The 15286-nt window shown below is 66.6% G+C and carries 15 protein-coding genes; all 15 read left to right on the top strand.

The window, feature by feature from the left end:
- Positions 1-22 precede the first annotated feature (22 nt).
- The 15 genes from AB4Z47_RS07525 (at position 23) to AB4Z47_RS07455 (ending at position 15236) form a co-directional block, all read left to right on the top strand.
- Positions 23-1018: a sugar ABC transporter substrate-binding protein gene (locus AB4Z47_RS07525; protein ID WP_441948999.1), complete on the top strand. Its 996-nt coding sequence runs from the start codon at positions 23-25 to the stop codon at positions 1016-1018.
- Complete coding sequence (locus tag AB4Z47_RS07520) at positions 1015-1992, top strand: ABC transporter permease (RefSeq protein ID WP_441948997.1); 978 nt, start codon at positions 1015-1017, stop codon at positions 1990-1992. Before AB4Z47_RS07525 ends, AB4Z47_RS07520 begins: the two co-directional genes overlap by 4 nt.
- Positions 1993-2001: 9 nt before the next feature.
- Complete coding sequence (locus AB4Z47_RS07515) at positions 2002-2772, top strand: ATP-binding cassette domain-containing protein (protein ID WP_441948995.1); 771 nt, start codon at positions 2002-2004, stop codon at positions 2770-2772.
- A complete protein-coding gene (locus AB4Z47_RS07510) occupies positions 2769-3713 on the top strand; it encodes a ribokinase (RefSeq protein ID WP_441948993.1) in 945 nt (314 codons plus the stop codon). The genes AB4Z47_RS07515 and AB4Z47_RS07510 overlap by 4 nt, the downstream gene beginning before the upstream one ends.
- Before the next feature lie 27 nt (positions 3714-3740).
- Positions 3741-4130 (top strand): D-ribose pyranase, encoded by a 390-nt coding sequence (gene rbsD, locus AB4Z47_RS07505; RefSeq protein ID WP_441948992.1) that lies wholly within the window; start codon positions 3741-3743, stop codon positions 4128-4130.
- A gap of 129 nt (positions 4131-4259) precedes the next feature.
- Complete coding sequence (locus AB4Z47_RS07500; protein WP_441948990.1) at positions 4260-5642, top strand: PepSY-associated TM helix domain-containing protein; 1383 nt, start codon at positions 4260-4262, stop codon at positions 5640-5642.
- Between the two features lie 341 nt (positions 5643-5983).
- Positions 5984-6913, top strand: a complete 930-nt coding sequence (ltnD, locus tag AB4Z47_RS07495) for an L-threonate dehydrogenase (RefSeq protein WP_441948989.1) — start codon at positions 5984-5986, stop codon at positions 6911-6913.
- A gap of 1 nt (position 6914) precedes the next feature.
- A complete protein-coding gene (gene otnK / locus AB4Z47_RS07490; protein ID WP_441948987.1) occupies positions 6915-8198 on the top strand; it encodes a 3-oxo-tetronate kinase in 1284 nt (427 codons plus the stop codon).
- Entirely contained in the window at positions 8195-8869 is a 675-nt protein-coding gene (locus AB4Z47_RS07485; protein ID WP_441948985.1) for a class II aldolase/adducin family protein, read from the top strand. Before otnK ends, AB4Z47_RS07485 begins: the two co-directional genes overlap by 4 nt.
- Positions 8870-8944: 75 nt before the next feature.
- Positions 8945-10252, top strand: a complete 1308-nt coding sequence (locus AB4Z47_RS07480; protein ID WP_441948983.1) for an MFS transporter — start codon at positions 8945-8947, stop codon at positions 10250-10252.
- 33 nt (positions 10253-10285) lie between these two features.
- The gene (otnI, locus tag AB4Z47_RS07475; protein ID WP_441948982.1) at positions 10286-11089 is read left to right on the top strand and encodes a 2-oxo-tetronate isomerase; all 804 of its coding nucleotides are present in this window, start codon (positions 10286-10288) and stop codon (positions 11087-11089) included.
- Positions 11086-12129: a D-erythronate dehydrogenase gene (gene denD / locus AB4Z47_RS07470; protein ID WP_441948980.1), complete on the top strand. Its 1044-nt coding sequence runs from the start codon at positions 11086-11088 to the stop codon at positions 12127-12129. Before otnI ends, denD begins: the two co-directional genes overlap by 4 nt.
- Before the next feature lie 5 nt (positions 12130-12134).
- Positions 12135-12887: a FadR/GntR family transcriptional regulator gene (locus AB4Z47_RS07465; RefSeq protein WP_441948978.1), complete on the top strand. Its 753-nt coding sequence runs from the start codon at positions 12135-12137 to the stop codon at positions 12885-12887.
- Between the two features lie 249 nt (positions 12888-13136).
- Positions 13137-13586, top strand: coding sequence for an ASCH domain-containing protein (locus AB4Z47_RS07460; protein WP_441948976.1), 450 nt, complete (start codon positions 13137-13139; stop codon positions 13584-13586).
- A 492-nt stretch (positions 13587-14078) separates the two neighbouring features.
- Positions 14079-15236, top strand: coding sequence for a CHAP domain-containing protein (locus AB4Z47_RS07455; protein WP_441948974.1), 1158 nt, complete (start codon positions 14079-14081; stop codon positions 15234-15236).
- Positions 15237-15286: the final 50 nt, after the last annotated feature.

Here is a 15286-nt window from a genome sequence, read left to right as displayed (position 1 = left end):
GAATGCTCGATTCAGGCGTGCAATGGCGCCGCTTGTCCTCGTCGGCGCGCTCGCCGCGGCTGCCTGCGGTCGCGGTGGCGATGACGGGAGCTCGGGGGATTTCAAGATCGCAATCGTCACCCGCAACTTCACCAACCCCTACTGGGCTGCGCTGCGGGAGGGCGCGCTCGCGGAGGGGGCGAAGCGCGGGGTCAAGGTGACCGTGCAGGCCGGTCAGTCCGAGACGGACGCCGATGGCGAGAACGCCCAGATCTCCACCATGGCTGCGCAGGGCTACGACTGCTTCGGAGTGGTCCCGGTCAACAGCACCAACGTGATCACCCCACTCACGGCGGTGGCCCGCAAGAACATCCCGATCCTCAACCTCGACACCCAGATCGACCCGAAGGCCTCCGAGCAAGCGGGGGTATCCTACGCCGGCTTCATCGGTTCGGACAATCTCGACGCCGGCCGGATCGCGGGCCAGAAGATGCTGGAAGCGCTCGGCGGCGCCGGCAAGGTGGCCATTCTGCAGGGTATTGCCGGCGAGCAGAACGGAATCAACCGCGACCAGGGCTTCAGCGACACCGTCGCAGGCAAGCTGGACGTCGTACAGAAGGCGCCCGCCGACTATGAACAGGACAAAGGACTGCAGGTCACCGAGGCAATCCTAAAGGCGCACCCCGATGTCACCGGCATCTTCGCCGCCAACGACACCATGGGCCTCGGCGCCGCGCAGGCGATCAAGAACGCCGGCAAGACCGACCAGATCAAGGTGATCTCCGTCGACGGCATTCAGGCGGCTCTCGACGCGGTCAAGGCAGGCACTCTCTACGGCACGGTGACCCAATACCCCTATGCCGAAGGCCAACTCGCGATCCAGGGTTGCCTGGCCCAGCATCAGGGCAAGAAGCTGCCCGAGCGAGTGGTCTCGCCGATCGCGTTCATCGGCAAGGAAAACGTCGATCAGCAGATCTCCGCGTTCCCGCGCCCGATCGTCGCGTTCGACAGCCCGCTGGAAGGACTGCTGAACAAGTGACGGCCGCTGCAAACATCGCATCGGCGGATCCCCGTGCGCGTGAGGGGCGCACGGGTATCCTTGCCAAGGTCGCCGAATTCGCGGCTCCGCTCGCCTTGGTCGTGCTGTGGGTGGCGTTCTTCATCGCGACCCCGAACTTCCTGACTCTCGACAATATCGGCGATCTGCTGGTCGCCTCGACGATCCTGACCGTGCTGGCGCTGGGCCAGCAGTTCGCGATCACCGTCGGCGGCATCGATCTGTCGGTCGGCGCCAACCTGCCCTGGTCAGCCGCCCTGCTCGGCTACACGACCAGCCACGGGCATTCGGTGACGGTCGGCATAGTTGTGTCGATTCTCGGCGGCCTTGCGGTCGGAGTGGTCAATGGCCTGCTGGTCGGGCGGCTGCACATGACCGATTTCGTGGTCACGCTCGGCATGCTGAGCGTACTCAGCGGCTGCACCCTGCTGCTGACGCACGGGAACACGGTGGCGGTGAATTCCCGCTTCCTCCAACGGCTCGCGCTGGACGGGATCGGCCCGGTGCGCTGGTTCTGGCTGCTGGCGCTGGTGGCGGCGCTCGTCGTGGCCGGCATCATCTTCCGTACCCGGATCGGCACCCATCTGCTCGCCACCGGCGGGCGGCTGGAAGCCGCGCGCGACACCGGTATCTCGGTGGACCGCATCCGGCTGTTCGCCTACGCGATGGCCGGGCTGCTGTGCGGCGTCGCAGGCGTCATGCTTGTCGCCCGCAACGGCGGCGCCGATCCGTCCGTGCAGACCACTTACCTGTTGAGCTCGATTGCGGCGGTCGTGCTGGGCGGCTCGTCGCTCAGCGGCGGCAAGGCGTCGGTGCTCGGCACTGTGTGCGGTGCGGTGCTTTTCACCTCGCTGATCAACGGGTTCACCATTCTCGGCATCTCGCAGTACTACCAGCCGGTCGCCGTCGGCGCCGTGCTGCTGCTGGCCGCCGGGATCTCCCGATTCCGAAAGTAGGCCGACGTCATGTCGATTCCATTGCTCGAGGCCCGCGACCTCACCAAGTCGTTCGACTCGGTCCGCGCGCTGGCCGGAGTCACGATGACGATTCCGGAAGGAGAGGTGACGGCACTAGTCGGCGACAACGGCGCAGGCAAGTCCACACTGGTGCGCTGCCTCACCGGGGTGCAGCCGCCGGATTCCGGACAGATTCTGTTCCGGGGCGAATCGGTGCGGCTGCGCTCCCCCGAGGACGCGCGCAAAATGGGCATCGAGACCGTCTACCAGGACCTCGCGCTCATCGATGATCTGGCCGTATGGCAGAACCTGTTTCTCAACCGGGAACTGGTGTATCCGCTCGGTATCGTCAACCGCAAGGGGATGATCGCCCGCAGCGGCGAGATCCTGCGCGATCTCGATGTCGATGTGCCCTCGGTCCGCACCACCGTGCGCCGGATGAGCGGCGGCCAGCGCCAGAGCATCGCCATCGCCAGGGCTGTGGCCTGGGGCAAATCGATGGTGATCATGGACGAGCCGACCGCGGCACTGGGCGTGCGCGAGACCGCCGCGGTGGAGAAGCTGGTGCGTGGCCTGCGGGACCGCGGTGTCACGGTGCTGATCATCAGCCACGACCTGGCGCAGGTGATGCGCATCTGCGACAACGTGGTGGTGCTGCGCCGCGGCAGATCCGTTGCGGCGCACCGGATCGACGAGGTCGACGGCGACCGGCTGGTCGCGCTGATCACCGGTGCAGCGCCCGGCAACCTCGAGGTCGCCGCGGCCGAGGGAGCCTCGTGAAGGTCGTCGTCCTGGGATCGGTCAACCAGGACGTGGTGTGCGAGGTGGAGCGGCTGCCCGGACCAGGAGAAACGGTGCTGTCGCTCCGGTCGCGAACCAACCTGGGCGGCAAGGGATCCAATCAGGCCGTTGCGGCGGCGCGCGCCGGCGGCCGGGTCGAATTCGTGGCCAGGATCGGCCAGGATGCGGACCCGGAGCTGCGGAAATCGTTGCGCGAATACGGCATCGGACTCACTGCGCTACGGGAGGTCCCCGGCGCGCGGACCGGGAGGGCCTACATCACCGTCGCCGACGGCGAGAACCAGATCGTCGTCGATCCTGGCGCCAACTTCCACTGGGAGTTGGAGACCGAGCTCGGCACTCTGGCCGAGGCCGAGCTGCTCGGATCGGCGGATGTCGTTGTCGCCCAACTGGAAGTGCCGGTGCCGGTGGTGGCTTGGGCGGCGCGCCGCGCGCGCCGGTTCGTGCTCAACGCCGCCCCGGCCGCGCCGCTGGCGGACGAACTACTGCGACGCTGTGACCCGCTGATCGTCAACGAATCCGAGCTGTCGACGTTCAACGGTGCGACGGCCGAGACACCCGAGGAGGCATTCGATCAGGCCCGCGCCCTATGCCTGCGCGGGATACCGTCCGTGGTTGCCACGCTGGGTGCCGCTGGTTCGGTCTGGGCCCGCCGCATCGAGGAATCGGCGACCGTTGTCGGGACGTATCAACCCACACCACAGGTGAATGCAGTGGATTCCACCGGAGCCGGCGACGCGTTCGTCGGCGCGCTGGCTACAGCACTCGCCGACGGATCGGACCTGGGCACCTGTGTGGCCTTCGCCACCGCGGCCGCGGCCGTCGCGGTGCAGTCACCCGGGACCCACGCCTCCTACCCCACCCGAGATCAGATAGTCACCGCGCTCGCGGCCCTTCCCCCGGCCCAGCGGCTCGACTGAACCCCTCTCTTCGAAAAGGAACCGAACTTGCGGACCAGCGGACTCATTCACGCCGAACTACTTTCGGCGCTCACCGCCCTGCGCCACACCGACCTGTTCGCCGTCAGCGACTCCGGGCTTCCGGTGCCGGTCGGCGTGCCGGTCATCGATCTGGGAATCAGTTACGGATTCCCTCGATTCGAGCCGGTGCTCGACCTGATCCTGCGCGAGGTCACCGTCGAGGCCGCCTGGGGTAGCCGTGACGTCGCCGACCAGAACCCGGAGGCGGCAGCGCTGCTCACGGATCGCCTGCGGGCCGAACTCATCGACCACGACGACTTCAAGCGGCACATCGGGCACTGTCGCTTTGTAGTACGCACCGGAGAGGCCCAGCCTTATGCGAATGTATTACTGCGGGCGGGGGTGCCCTGGGTGTAGTGACCGGAAGGCCCGGCGCAGGCAAATCCCCAGGGCCCTATGCCTTTCACGGCGATCTGGATCCGATGAAGCCCGCAAATGGCATGGCGACGGAGCACAGGCACCGGCAATTAGGTTAGCCTTGCCTCTATGACTGGGGTCAGGGAGCGGGCGGGTGGTGTCGACGACACCACATCCAGCCGTCGATCGACAGACGAGGCCGCAGATCGCGGCAGCAGGTCCGTGACTCGCTTCCGCAAACGAAAGCCGGTGCGCCGGGCGCTGATCGTGTCCCACCGCTGGTCGTCGCTGATTCTCGGGCTCCTGTTGGTGATCCAGTCGACCTCCGGAGCGGTCCTGCTGTATCACGCGGAACTCTTCCGTGCGAGCCACCCGTCGTTCTACCACCACACCGACACCCCGCCGGTCGTGACCACCGCGCAGGCAGTGGACATGGTACGAACCGCCGACCCCGACTTCGAGGTCGGCTGGGTCGGTTCGGACGGCGGCGTGATCGCCGTCGGCAACCGCGACCGCACCGCGGCCTACTCGGTGGACCCTGGTACCGGACGAATCAACGAACACGCCAGCATCACCGGCGGTGCACTCGGTTTATTGCAAAACCTGCACAACTGCGCCTTCGGCTGCTTCCGCTACGCGGGTACCGTGCCTGCCGTCAACGGACGCGCACCGATTCTCGACTTCACCTGGGCGGCGCTGATTCTCAGCACTTTGGGCCTGCTTCTGGTGCTGCTCGCAGTATCGGGCGCCATCATATGGTGGCCGTCCTTGAAGCGCTGGCGCCACGGCTTCCGGGTCCGAACCCACAAGGGCCGCTTCGCCCGCGACCGCGACCTGCACAACGTCATCGGTATCGTCAGCGTTCCTTTCCTGCTCATGTGGGGAATCACCGGTGCCGCGTTCGAATTTCCCGCGGTGGAGCGAGCCTGGCTGGCCATGACCGGCGGCGAAGCCGTCACCACGTTGCCCCAAGACAGCTTCATCCCCAGGCAAACGCCCCCCGAGAGCCCGAAGGTTTCCATCACCGAAGCCTCCGGCATTGCCCTGCAACAAGTCCCCGGCAGACTTGCCTACCTCATGCTGCCCGCCGAAACCACCAACTACTACCGCGCCGCCATCGCCGCCGCCGACGCCTACTCCCCCTTCGAAAACCGAGCATTTTACAGCGGCGACGTCTTCGTCTACATCAACGCCAACGACCCGACGGACACAAAGACCGTCGACTCCAGCCAGGCGCGCCCCTTCGCCAACAGCTTCTACGACCAGGTCTTCCAACCTGCCCATTTCGGCTGGCTCGTCAACAGCTGGTGGCGCCTGATCTGGTTCCTCTTCGGCCTCACCCCATTGGCCCTCGCCGTCACCGGCCTCTCCACCTGGCTTTTCAAGCGCGCTACCAAGCACGGCAAACGAGCCGCTCAGCATCGTGGTGATTCGCATGTGGCCGTAGACCGGAACCGCGTCACCGGCGCCGACGTGATCAGCGCTATGCCGCATCCGTCGGCTGATGGCTGAATACGCGCCGCTACCTCCGTTCGGCGCGGGTCCGCCGAAGACGGTACCGAACCCATGGGGAGATATCCCAGGACTTCCTCGCGGGAGTCGAAAGTGTATTGACTGCCAGGCGTTGAGCCGGACGCGAATCCAGCGGCCCCCCTCGCAGTAGAGCCCAACCGCACACGTAGGCGCTTGCGATCGGATTCCGAGTGACGCGACACGGCTCAGGAAACCGGTCCCGCGATGAATGTGACAAGCACCACAGTGACTGTGGTCACAAATCAGGTCATCATATGACCTGATCACATTAGGAGGCCGCGCCTGGCGTGGCATTGCACCGCACACACAGAGGATGGGCGATGGACGGCCAGCACAGACCAGCAGAGGACAGGCCGGCGCGGCCGCGCGTGGGCGTGATCGGACTCGGAGCCATGGGGCTCGGCATGGCCCGCAGCCTGCGGAACGCCGGGTACGACGTCGGCGTCCACGACCTGCGATCGGAAGTGGCCGAGGCCTTCGCCCAGGACGGCGGGACAGCATTCGCTTCCACCGTGGAGCTGGCGGCCAGGGTCGATGTCCTCGTCGGTGTGGTAGTCAACGCGGCTCAGGTCGAATCGGTCCTGTTCGCCGATGGGGTGGCAGACAAGCTCGGCCCAGGCGCTGTCTTCGTGATGTGCTCCACCGTCGCCCCCGACTGGTCCGCCGAACTCGAAGGGCGCCTGGCCGAAAAGGGTGTGCTCTACCTGGACGCACCCATCTCTGGTGGTGCCGTGCGCGCCGCGGCCGGCGAGCTCACCATGATGACGTCGGGCTCCGCCGCGGCATACGCGGTCGCCGACCCGGTACTCGAGGCCATGAGCAGCAGGGTCTACCGCCTTGGTGACCATGCCGGACTCGGCTCACAGGTCAAGATCGTGAACCAGCTGCTGGCGGGCGTGCACATCGCCGCCGCGGCCGAGGCGATGGCGCTCGGCATTCAGGCAGGCGTACCGGCCGAGGCGCTCTACGAGGTCATCACGCACAGCGCCGGCAACTCGTGGATGTTCGAGAATCGCATGGCGCATGTGCTGGCCGGCGACTTCACTCCGCTGTCCGCGGTCGACATCTTCGTCAAAGACCTGGGCATCGTGCTCGAGTCCGCACGGCCGCAACAATTCCCGCTCCCGCTCGCCGAAACGGCGCACGCGATGTTCCGCCAGGCATCGGCCTCCGGTCTGGGAGCCGAGGACGACAGCGCGGTCATCAAGATCTTCCCGGGCATCGAGCTTCCCGAGCCGGCCGAGGTCTGACATGGGAATACGACTCGGCTGCATCGCCGACGACCACACCGGCGCCACGGACCTGGCCAACAACCTGGTGCGCGCGGGCATGCGTGTGGTCCAGCTGATCGGGGTGCCACCCGCCGATACGGAGCAAGAGATCGACGCCGACGCCGTGGTCATCGCGCTCAAATCGCGCACGATCCCCGCCGCCGACGCCGTCGCCGCCTCGCTCCGGGCGCTCGCCTGGTTGCGGTCCGCGGGTGCCGACCAGATCTACTTCAAGTACTGCTCCACTTTCGACTCGACGCCGGAAGGAAACATCGGTCCGGTGACCGAGGCCCTGATGGAGGCGGTGGGCGCCGACTTCACCATCGCTACCCCGGCATTCCCCGACAATGGGCGAACGGTCTTCAAAGGCCACCTGTTCGTCGGCGATGTGCTGCTCAGCGAGAGCAGTATGCGTCAGCACCCGCTCACACCGATGACCGACTCGAATCTGGTCTCGGTCCTCGGCGCGCAGACGACCCGAGCGGTCGGCCTCATCGACTACACGGTCGTCGCGGACGGCGCGAAGGCGATCCGGTCGCGCATCGACGCCCTGCGCCGGGAAGGCGTAACAGTAGCGGTCATCGACGCCCTCTCCAACGACGACCTTGTGCACTTGGCCGCGGCGGTGCGGGGAATGCCGCTGGTGACCGCCGGCTCGGGTCTGGCGATCGGCCTGCCCGCGAACTGGGGGTTCACACCGTCCCGGGCCGCCACGCAGCTGCCACCCCCCGACGGCCACCGGGCCATCGTCTCCGGTTCGGTCTCCACGGCGACGAACCGCCAGGTCTACGAGCACCTGCGCAGCGGGCGCCCCGCGTTCAGCGTGGACCCGTTGCGCGTCGCGGCGGGCACGGACGTCGTCGGCCAGGCATTGGCCTTCGCCGAGGATCACCTGACGGACGGGCCTGTCCTGGTCTACTCCACCGAGTCACCGCAGGTGGTCCGCGACGTCCAGGGCCGCCTCGGCGCCGCCGAGGCCGGTGAACTCGTGGAGCGCACCCTTTCCCGCGTCGCGCAGGGGCTCGTCGGGCGGGGCGTTCGCCAGCTCGTCGTCGCCGGTGGCGAAACCTCGGGAGCGGTGGTGCAGGCCCTCGGCATCACCGGGCTCCGGATCGGACCGCAGATCGACCCCGGCGTGCCGTGGTGCGCGGCAACCCTTCCCGATGGAGAAACCCTCCACATCACGCTCAAATCCGGAAATTTCGGCAGCCCAGAGTTCTTCACTGCTGCATTCGCCTTGCTGGACCGGGAGGCTGGCGCATGACACAGCTGCTCGGCACCGCGGTGGACGATGCGCGCGCGGACATCGTCCGGATGGGCACAAGCCTGTTCGCCCGCGGCTACGTCCACGCCAGCGCTGGCAACATCAGCGCCAGAGTGGGCGACGACTACCTGATCACCCCCACCGACGCCGCGCTCGGCTTCCTACAATCCGACCGGCTCGCGCTGAACGACGCGGATGGCGAGCAGATCGCCGGGGACCGCGCCAGCAAGACGCTGGCCCTGCATCAGCGCATCTACGCCGCCGACCCCGCAGCCCGCTTCGTCGTCCACACCCATTCCACACACCTGGTCGCGCTCACCCTCTCTGGCGTCTGGAACCCCGACGACGTCCTCCCGCCCCTCACGCCCTACTACGTGATGAAAGTCGGACACGTCCCGCTCATCCCCTACCACCGGCCCGGCGACCCGCGTGTGGCCGACCTGGTGACCGCTCGGATCGCCGATCGTGCGGCACGCGGCACGCCGATCAGAGCCGTCCTGCTGGACCGGCTCGGCCCTGTCGTTTGGGGCCCCGACGCGGCCACCACCCTCGCCGTCCTCGAAGAACTCGAGGAGACCGCACGCCTGTGGCTGCTGACCGGCCGCCGCCCTGAGCCGCTGCACGCCTCAGCCCTCGACGAGCTGAGGTCCACCTTCGACGCCGCCTGGTGACCGGCGCCGACGCAGTCCTGAAATCACCTCGCCGGGCACGCCCGGTACCCTCCTCAACGCCGAGAAAGTTCCATCATGTCCCTGCCCATCACGACGACCGAGACGCCCGACCTCGCCCGCGAGGACGCCGTCTTCCGCAAGGTCGTGCGCCGCATCGTTCCGTTCCTCATCCTCTGCTATGTCGTGTCCTACCTGGACCGAGTCAATGTCGGCTTCGCGAAACTGCAGATGTCCGACGACCTCGGGTTCAGTGAGGCGGCGTTCGGTCTCGGTGCCGGCCTGTTCTTCATCGGGTACTTCCTCTTCGAGGTCCCCTCGAATCTGCTGCTGCAACGCATCGGCGCACGCGTCTGGATAGCCCGGATCATGATCAGCTGGGGCCTGGTCTCGGCGCTGTTCGTGTTCGTCACCGACGAGACGATGTTCTACGTGCTCAGGTTCCTCCTCGGCGCCGCAGAGGCGGGGTTCTATCCGGGGGTGATCCTTTACTGCACCTACTGGTTCCCGTCCCACCGCCGGGCCAGGGTGATCGCGATGTTCATGTCCGCCATCCCGGTGGCCGGCATCTTCGGCAACCCGCTCTCCGGCTGGATCATGGATCGGTTCCAGGGTGTGCACGGCTGGCAGGGCTGGCAGTGGATGTTCCTGCTCGAGGCGCTGCCCGCGGTGCTCGTCGGCGTGATCACGCTGCTCTACCTCGACAACAGTGTGCGGAGTGCGAAGTGGCTCACCGACGAGGAGAAGTCGATCGTCGAGCGGGCCGTCGCCGCCGATGCCGCACACCAGACAGTGCACGGCCGGGTGTGGGACGCATTCCGCGAACCCAAGGTATGGCTGATGAGCATCATCTACTTCTGCTTCGTGATGGGCCAGTACGCCCTGACTTTCTGGATGCCCACCTTCGTCAAGTCCACCGGGGTCAAGGGTGGCCTCGCGGTCGGGGTGCTCAGCGCCGTACCGTTCCTGGCCGCACTCGTCGCGATGAACCTGTTCGGCCGTTCGGCCGACAAGCGCCGCGAGCGCCGCTGGCATCTGGTCATCCCATCCCTCATGGGGGCCGTCGGTTTCACGCTCGCGGCAAGCTGGACCGGTTCGACCACGCTGTCCCTCGTGGCGCTGGCCGTCGCAGCCGCCGGGGTGCTCACCTGCGCGCCGCTGTTCTGGTCGCTGCCCACCGGATTCCTGGGCGGCGCGGCGGCCGCGGCCGGCATCGCCGCGATCAATTCGGTGGGCAACCTGGCCGGCTTCGTCAGCCCCTACATGATCGGCGCACTCAAAGACGCCACCGGCTCGACGTCGATCCCGATGTACGTCCTGGCGTTCGCCCTGGTCATCGGCGCCGGTGCGGTGCTCACCACCAAGAAGCAGGCCGTCAACCGCTGACCGGACGGTCAGTATCCGAGCACAGGAGCCACCATGCCGAGGTTCGCCGCGAACCTGTCCACGATGTACACCGAACACGACTTTCTCGACCGCTTCGCCGCGGCGGCCGCGGACGGCTTCGAGGCCGTCGAGTACCTCTTTCCCTACGAATACGCTGCCACCGAGTTGCGCCGCCGACTCGAGGACCACGGACTGCGACAGGTGCTCTTCAACGCGCCTCCCGGGGCATGGCAAGCCGGGGACCGCGGGATCGCGGCACTACCCGGGCGCGAGGGGCAAGTGCGCTCCGGGATCGGCCGGGCGCTGGAGTATGCGGCGGCACTGGACTGCCCGCGGGTGCACGTGATGGCCGGGCTGGTCCGGCCGAACGCCACTCCCGCGCAGCTGGCCGGGCACCGTGACACCTACCTGGCCAACCTCACCTGGGCGGCGGAGCGGGCAGCCTCCGCGGGAGTCGACATCCTGATCGAACCGATCAACCGCCGCGACATGCCGGGCTATTTCCTGACCACACAGGCCGAGGCCCACGCCCTGTTGCGGGACGTGGGAGCGGCGAATCTGAAGGTGCAGCTCGACCTCTACCACTGCCAGATCGTCGAGGGGGACCTCACCGCGACCCTACGTCGAGACATTCCGACCGGCGGGGTCGGTCATCTGCAAGTCGCGGGCGTACCCGAGCGCCACGAGCCGGACCGCGGTGAGCTCGACATCCACCACCTATTCCGCGTCATCGACGACCTGGGCTTCGACGGGTGGATCGGCTGCGAGTACCACCCCCTGGCCGAAACGAGCGCGGGGCTCGGCTGGCTGGACGCATACCGAGGAGCACACGCATGAGGATCGTCATCACGGGCGGCTTCGGGTTCCTGGGCCGACAAGTCGCCGCCGCGCTACTCGACAGGCGGACATTCCGCGGCGCCCCGATCGAACACCTGGTGCTCGCCGACCGTTTCGTACCGCCCGACTCGTCGGTGGCGACCGATCCCCTCGTCGACACCGTCCGGGGCGATCTGATCGATGGCCTCGCTGAACTGTTCGCCGAGCCGGTGGATGCGGTGATCCACCTGGCCTCTGCCGTCTCGGCCGAGTGCGAGGCCGATTTCGACCTCGGCATGAGCGCCAACCTGGATACGACGCGCGCGCTGCTCGAGGCCGCCCGGGCACAGTCGGATACCGGAGGGCCGACGCCGAGGATCGTGTTCTCCAGCAGTGTCGCCGTCTACGGGTCCGACCCGGTGGCGCCGCTACCGCCGACAGTCAGTGAAGCGACCTTGCCCGCGCCGCGGTCGAGCTACGGAACGCAGAAGTTTGTCTGCGAGCTGCTGATCGCGGACTACACCCGCCGCGGCTTCATCGACGGACGCGTCGCCCGGCTGATGACCGTGTCGGTGCGGCCGGGCACGCCTAATGCGGCAGCCTCCGGCTTTCTGTCCGGCATCGTCCGGGAGCCGCTCGCCGGCCTCCCAACGATCTGCCCCGTCGATCCGGGTCTGCGAGTGGCCTTGGCCTCGCCGCGTCGGACGGTCGAGGGAATCCTGCGCGTCGCGGAAGTCGAACGCGGCACCGGGCCCGGCCGGCTCGACAGCGCAGGGCCGGTCAACCTTCCGGCGCTCACGGTCTCGGTCGCCGACATGCTGGCTACGCTGCGGAGAGTGGCCGGCGATACCGTCGCCGACCTGGTGACGGTATCGCCTGATCCTGATGTGCAGACACTCGTGGGTTCATGGCCCGCGGTCTTCGACAACACGCGCGCCGCTGCGCTAGGGCTGGAAGCCGACCCGGACTTCGAGTCGGTGGTACGGGACTACCTCGCCGACAATGCCGACGCGATCACGTATTCCCTTGCGGCAGCGGCCGACGGTGCGCCGATAGACTGACAACCATGCTTTCCAAGGTGCGCGGCCCGGTCCGGCTCGCGGATCGGGTTGCCGCGATCCTCTCGGAGGAGATCGTTTCGGGGCAGCTCTCCGAGGGCGACCGGCTACCGACCGAGGTGGAGCTGGTCAAGCAGTTGGGGGTCAGTCGCACAGTAGTGCGCGAGGCTGTGTCTCGGCTGCGTAACGCGGGGCTCGTCGAACCGCGCCAGGGTCTCGGCGTGTTCGTCACATCGCGGCGAACCCGCCCACTCGACTTGGCGGCGGAGGCCGCCGACACAAAGTCGAAGGTTTTGCAGATCGTCGAGGTTCGCCGCGCGCTGGAGGCCGAGGCCGCCGGTCTCGCGGCCACCCGAGCCACGCCGGGTACCGTTGCCCGGATCCGTCAGGCGCTGGACGCCATCGACGAGGCGGTCACGGCGGGCGGTGACGGCGTGGACGAGGATCTCGCATTCCACCGCGCTATCGCCGAGTCGACCGGGAACGCGGTGATGGCCTCGACGGTGCGGTACTTGGGCGATCTGATGCACGGCGGTATCCGCGTGACACGCGCGAACGAGGCGCGCCGGGCCGATTTCATCGCTGCCGTCCGGCAGGAGCATCACGCCATCCTGGCCGCCATCGAGGCCGGCGACACCGGGGCGGCACGCGCCGCCGCGCGCCGCCACATGAAGCATGCCGCCGCCCGACTCCAGGATGCGGATGATCGGTTCTGGACCGAAACCGATGAGCTCGACGTCGATCTCGACACCACTCCCTGAAGCTCACAGCCCGGTTTCGATCCAGATATCCGTTCGCCCATTCCACCAGACCCCTGGCTTCCGGATCAGCCGGTACATCGCTGAATCACCTTGATGCCCAACGTCCCTCCAGGGTGTGCCGAAGCGCGCACCCCGAGGTCGAAAGTCGAGCCAGTGCATTGCCCGGATAGGTGGTGCTGTATTCCTTGTCGACCTTGATGCCTCGTCGTGGCCGATGTGGGTCGTTGATCAGGCCGGTACGGTGTTCAGATGAACGACGAAACCGACTTCGAACTTGCGGGCGGCACTATCGATTTGCCCACGTTGTTCCTCGGCCCTCCCGGACCGATGCGAGATCGCCTCGCAGCCGCTGTTCTCGACGGCGCAAAGACCGCACGTACTCATCTGCTGCGTGATAGCGAGTCGGGGAACCTCGAATATCCGGTCGCCGGGGATCGGCTTGTGGTCTCGGATTCCACTGAACGCGCCGTCGCCATCGTCGAGATCACCGACGCCACCGTAATCGCACTTGGAGACGTCGATCTCGCGCATGCCGCCGCAGAAGGATTGGGCCACACCGACATCGAACAATGGCGCGCCGACCATATCGCATACTGGCACTCCGCCTCGGGTACCGCTGAGCCGATCGATCGGAACACCCTCGTCGTTGCCGAACGCTTCCGCGTCGTTCGCCCTGCCCGAGTTCAGGTGAGTGGATAGTGGCCCGTCCGGCGGCGTCCGGCAGGTAATCGGGCAGCCGGCGCTTGAAGTTGGCGGCGAAGTCGGTTTTGGTTCGGTGTGCTGGTCGCGCCAGTGGTGGGCGGTCTCGTCCTGTTCGACATGGCTTTGATGGTCGGTGTCGCCGGTGCGACATACCGCAGCGCGGTGAACTCGACTCGATCCAACTCAGCCATCCCCGCTGCCGTTTCCGCAGCCGACGGACTCGCTGGCTTCGCGTGAAATGCGCAGGCACGACGAAAATTTCGGCAGCTGGTCGGCGCTGCCGCCCGGTGCCGCAGCGAGCGGCGCGGTGCTCGACCGAGGGCGACAGGGTGCGACACGAGTTACCAATGTCGGGAATGCCCGATACTACGGCGGTAGAGAGGAAACGTGCCGCCTCAGCATTCGGCGGTCCTGACCGAGTGAGGTTACGGATGGTGCGCGTAAGCCCGCTGGCACGCGATCCCAGGGCGGTCGCAGGAAGGGGCACGAATGGCCACTACCCGCGATGAGCTGATCGGGTTCGTCGAAGACCTGTACATTCCCAAGATCGCCAGTGGCGGCCTGACGTCCGTGATCCGCGCAGCGCAAGAGGCCATGGAGGCGTCGATCCTGCTGTTCGCCTCCGGCGAAGGTAGCGAGCAACCGGATCTGGTGGGTTGGATGGACAAGCGGAACCTGCTCAGCGATGACGGACTCGACGAACCACCGGGTAAGTCTGTGATGGCCGAGAGCTACAGCTCCCGCCAGTCCGAAGTCGATGCGAAAAAAGAAGAAATGGATCGGCAGAGTCACAAAGTCAAGGACTCATCCTTCAAGACTTTCAGTCTCTCGAACGAGACGTACATGTCGATCAAGGAAAGGGTCGGCAAACTCGACAACGATCTCCGTGATATCAACCAGCGCAAGGACGAGGAAGGAGCGTATCTGCCGCTCACGGCCGCGGAAGAAATACGTGCGCTGCGCTACGTACTGCAAGCCGTCGATGACGTGCACGACGCGGTCGAAGGTGCGTCCGACCAGATCCAGAATCAGGCGGCCGGCATCCATGACTCGCGCCCGTCCTTCTCGAGCGCACCGCGCGCTAACGGTTCTTTTGCGCCGTCGACCCTGTCGACACCGTGGACCGCGAGCAATGCCAGCTATGACCCGACCGGGAACGGCACTGTCGACGATATCCTCAACAACGCTCGGCGCGAGCTGGGTCTTAATGTTCATGAAAGTGGCCGCAACAACGTTGCCGGGTACTACGACGAGAAAGGCAACCTCGTCGGGACGGCGGACTACAACATCAACGGCCCCTGGTGCGCCTCCTTCGCCACCTGGGTGTGGGAGAAGGCCGGTTACAAGGTCCACTGGACCTACCCGGACGGTGTGGCCGCCATCTGGAACGACGCCTATAAGATGGGATTGAGGCGGACAAACGTGTCGGAAGCTCAACCCGGCGACATGATCATCTTCGACTGGGAGCGCGATGGGACACCGGACCACATCGGAATCGTGGAATCCGTCAACGGCAATTCGATCACTACCATCGAAGGCAACTCCAGCGACGCGGTAAGGCGCAACAACTATCGTATGGGCGACCCCCGCCTCACCGGTGCCGTAAGGCCGCCCACGGAGACCCAGACGCAAAACGTCGCGGTCTAGCGGAGTTCGAACTGCGTCCCCGCCGGTCGACACCGGCGGGCTGCGGCAAC

The sequence above is a fragment of the Nocardia sp. 2TAF39 genome (assembly GCF_052114905.1).
Lineage (GTDB): Bacteria > Actinomycetota > Actinomycetes > Mycobacteriales > Mycobacteriaceae > Nocardia.
This window is presented reverse-complemented; position numbering and strand designations above follow the sequence as displayed.

Bases quoted from the DNA above. Each gene is read 5' to 3' on its own strand.
- AB4Z47_RS07525 (WP_441948999.1), top strand. From the start codon at position 23: ATGGCGCCGCTTGTCCTCGTCGGCGCGCTCGCCGCGGCTGCCTGCGGT.
- AB4Z47_RS07515 (WP_441948995.1), top strand. From the start codon at position 2,002: ATGTCGATTCCATTGCTCGAGGCCCGCGACCTCACCAAGTCGTTCGAC.
- AB4Z47_RS07500 (WP_441948990.1), top strand. From the start codon at position 4,260: ATGACTGGGGTCAGGGAGCGGGCGGGTGGTGTCGACGACACCACATCC.
- ltnD (WP_441948989.1), top strand. From the start codon at position 5,984: ATGGACGGCCAGCACAGACCAGCAGAGGACAGGCCGGCGCGGCCGCGC.
- otnK (WP_441948987.1), top strand. From the start codon at position 6,915: ATGGGAATACGACTCGGCTGCATCGCCGACGACCACACCGGCGCCACG.
- AB4Z47_RS07485 (WP_441948985.1), top strand. From the start codon at position 8,195: ATGACACAGCTGCTCGGCACCGCGGTGGACGATGCGCGCGCGGACATC.
- AB4Z47_RS07480 (WP_441948983.1), top strand. From the start codon at position 8,945: ATGTCCCTGCCCATCACGACGACCGAGACGCCCGACCTCGCCCGCGAG.
- otnI (WP_441948982.1), top strand. From the start codon at position 10,286: ATGCCGAGGTTCGCCGCGAACCTGTCCACGATGTACACCGAACACGAC.
- denD (WP_441948980.1), top strand. From the start codon at position 11,086: ATGAGGATCGTCATCACGGGCGGCTTCGGGTTCCTGGGCCGACAAGTC.
- AB4Z47_RS07465 (WP_441948978.1), top strand. From the start codon at position 12,135: ATGCTTTCCAAGGTGCGCGGCCCGGTCCGGCTCGCGGATCGGGTTGCC.
- AB4Z47_RS07460 (WP_441948976.1), top strand. From the start codon at position 13,137: ATGAACGACGAAACCGACTTCGAACTTGCGGGCGGCACTATCGATTTG.
- AB4Z47_RS07455 (WP_441948974.1), top strand. From the start codon at position 14,079: ATGGCCACTACCCGCGATGAGCTGATCGGGTTCGTCGAAGACCTGTAC.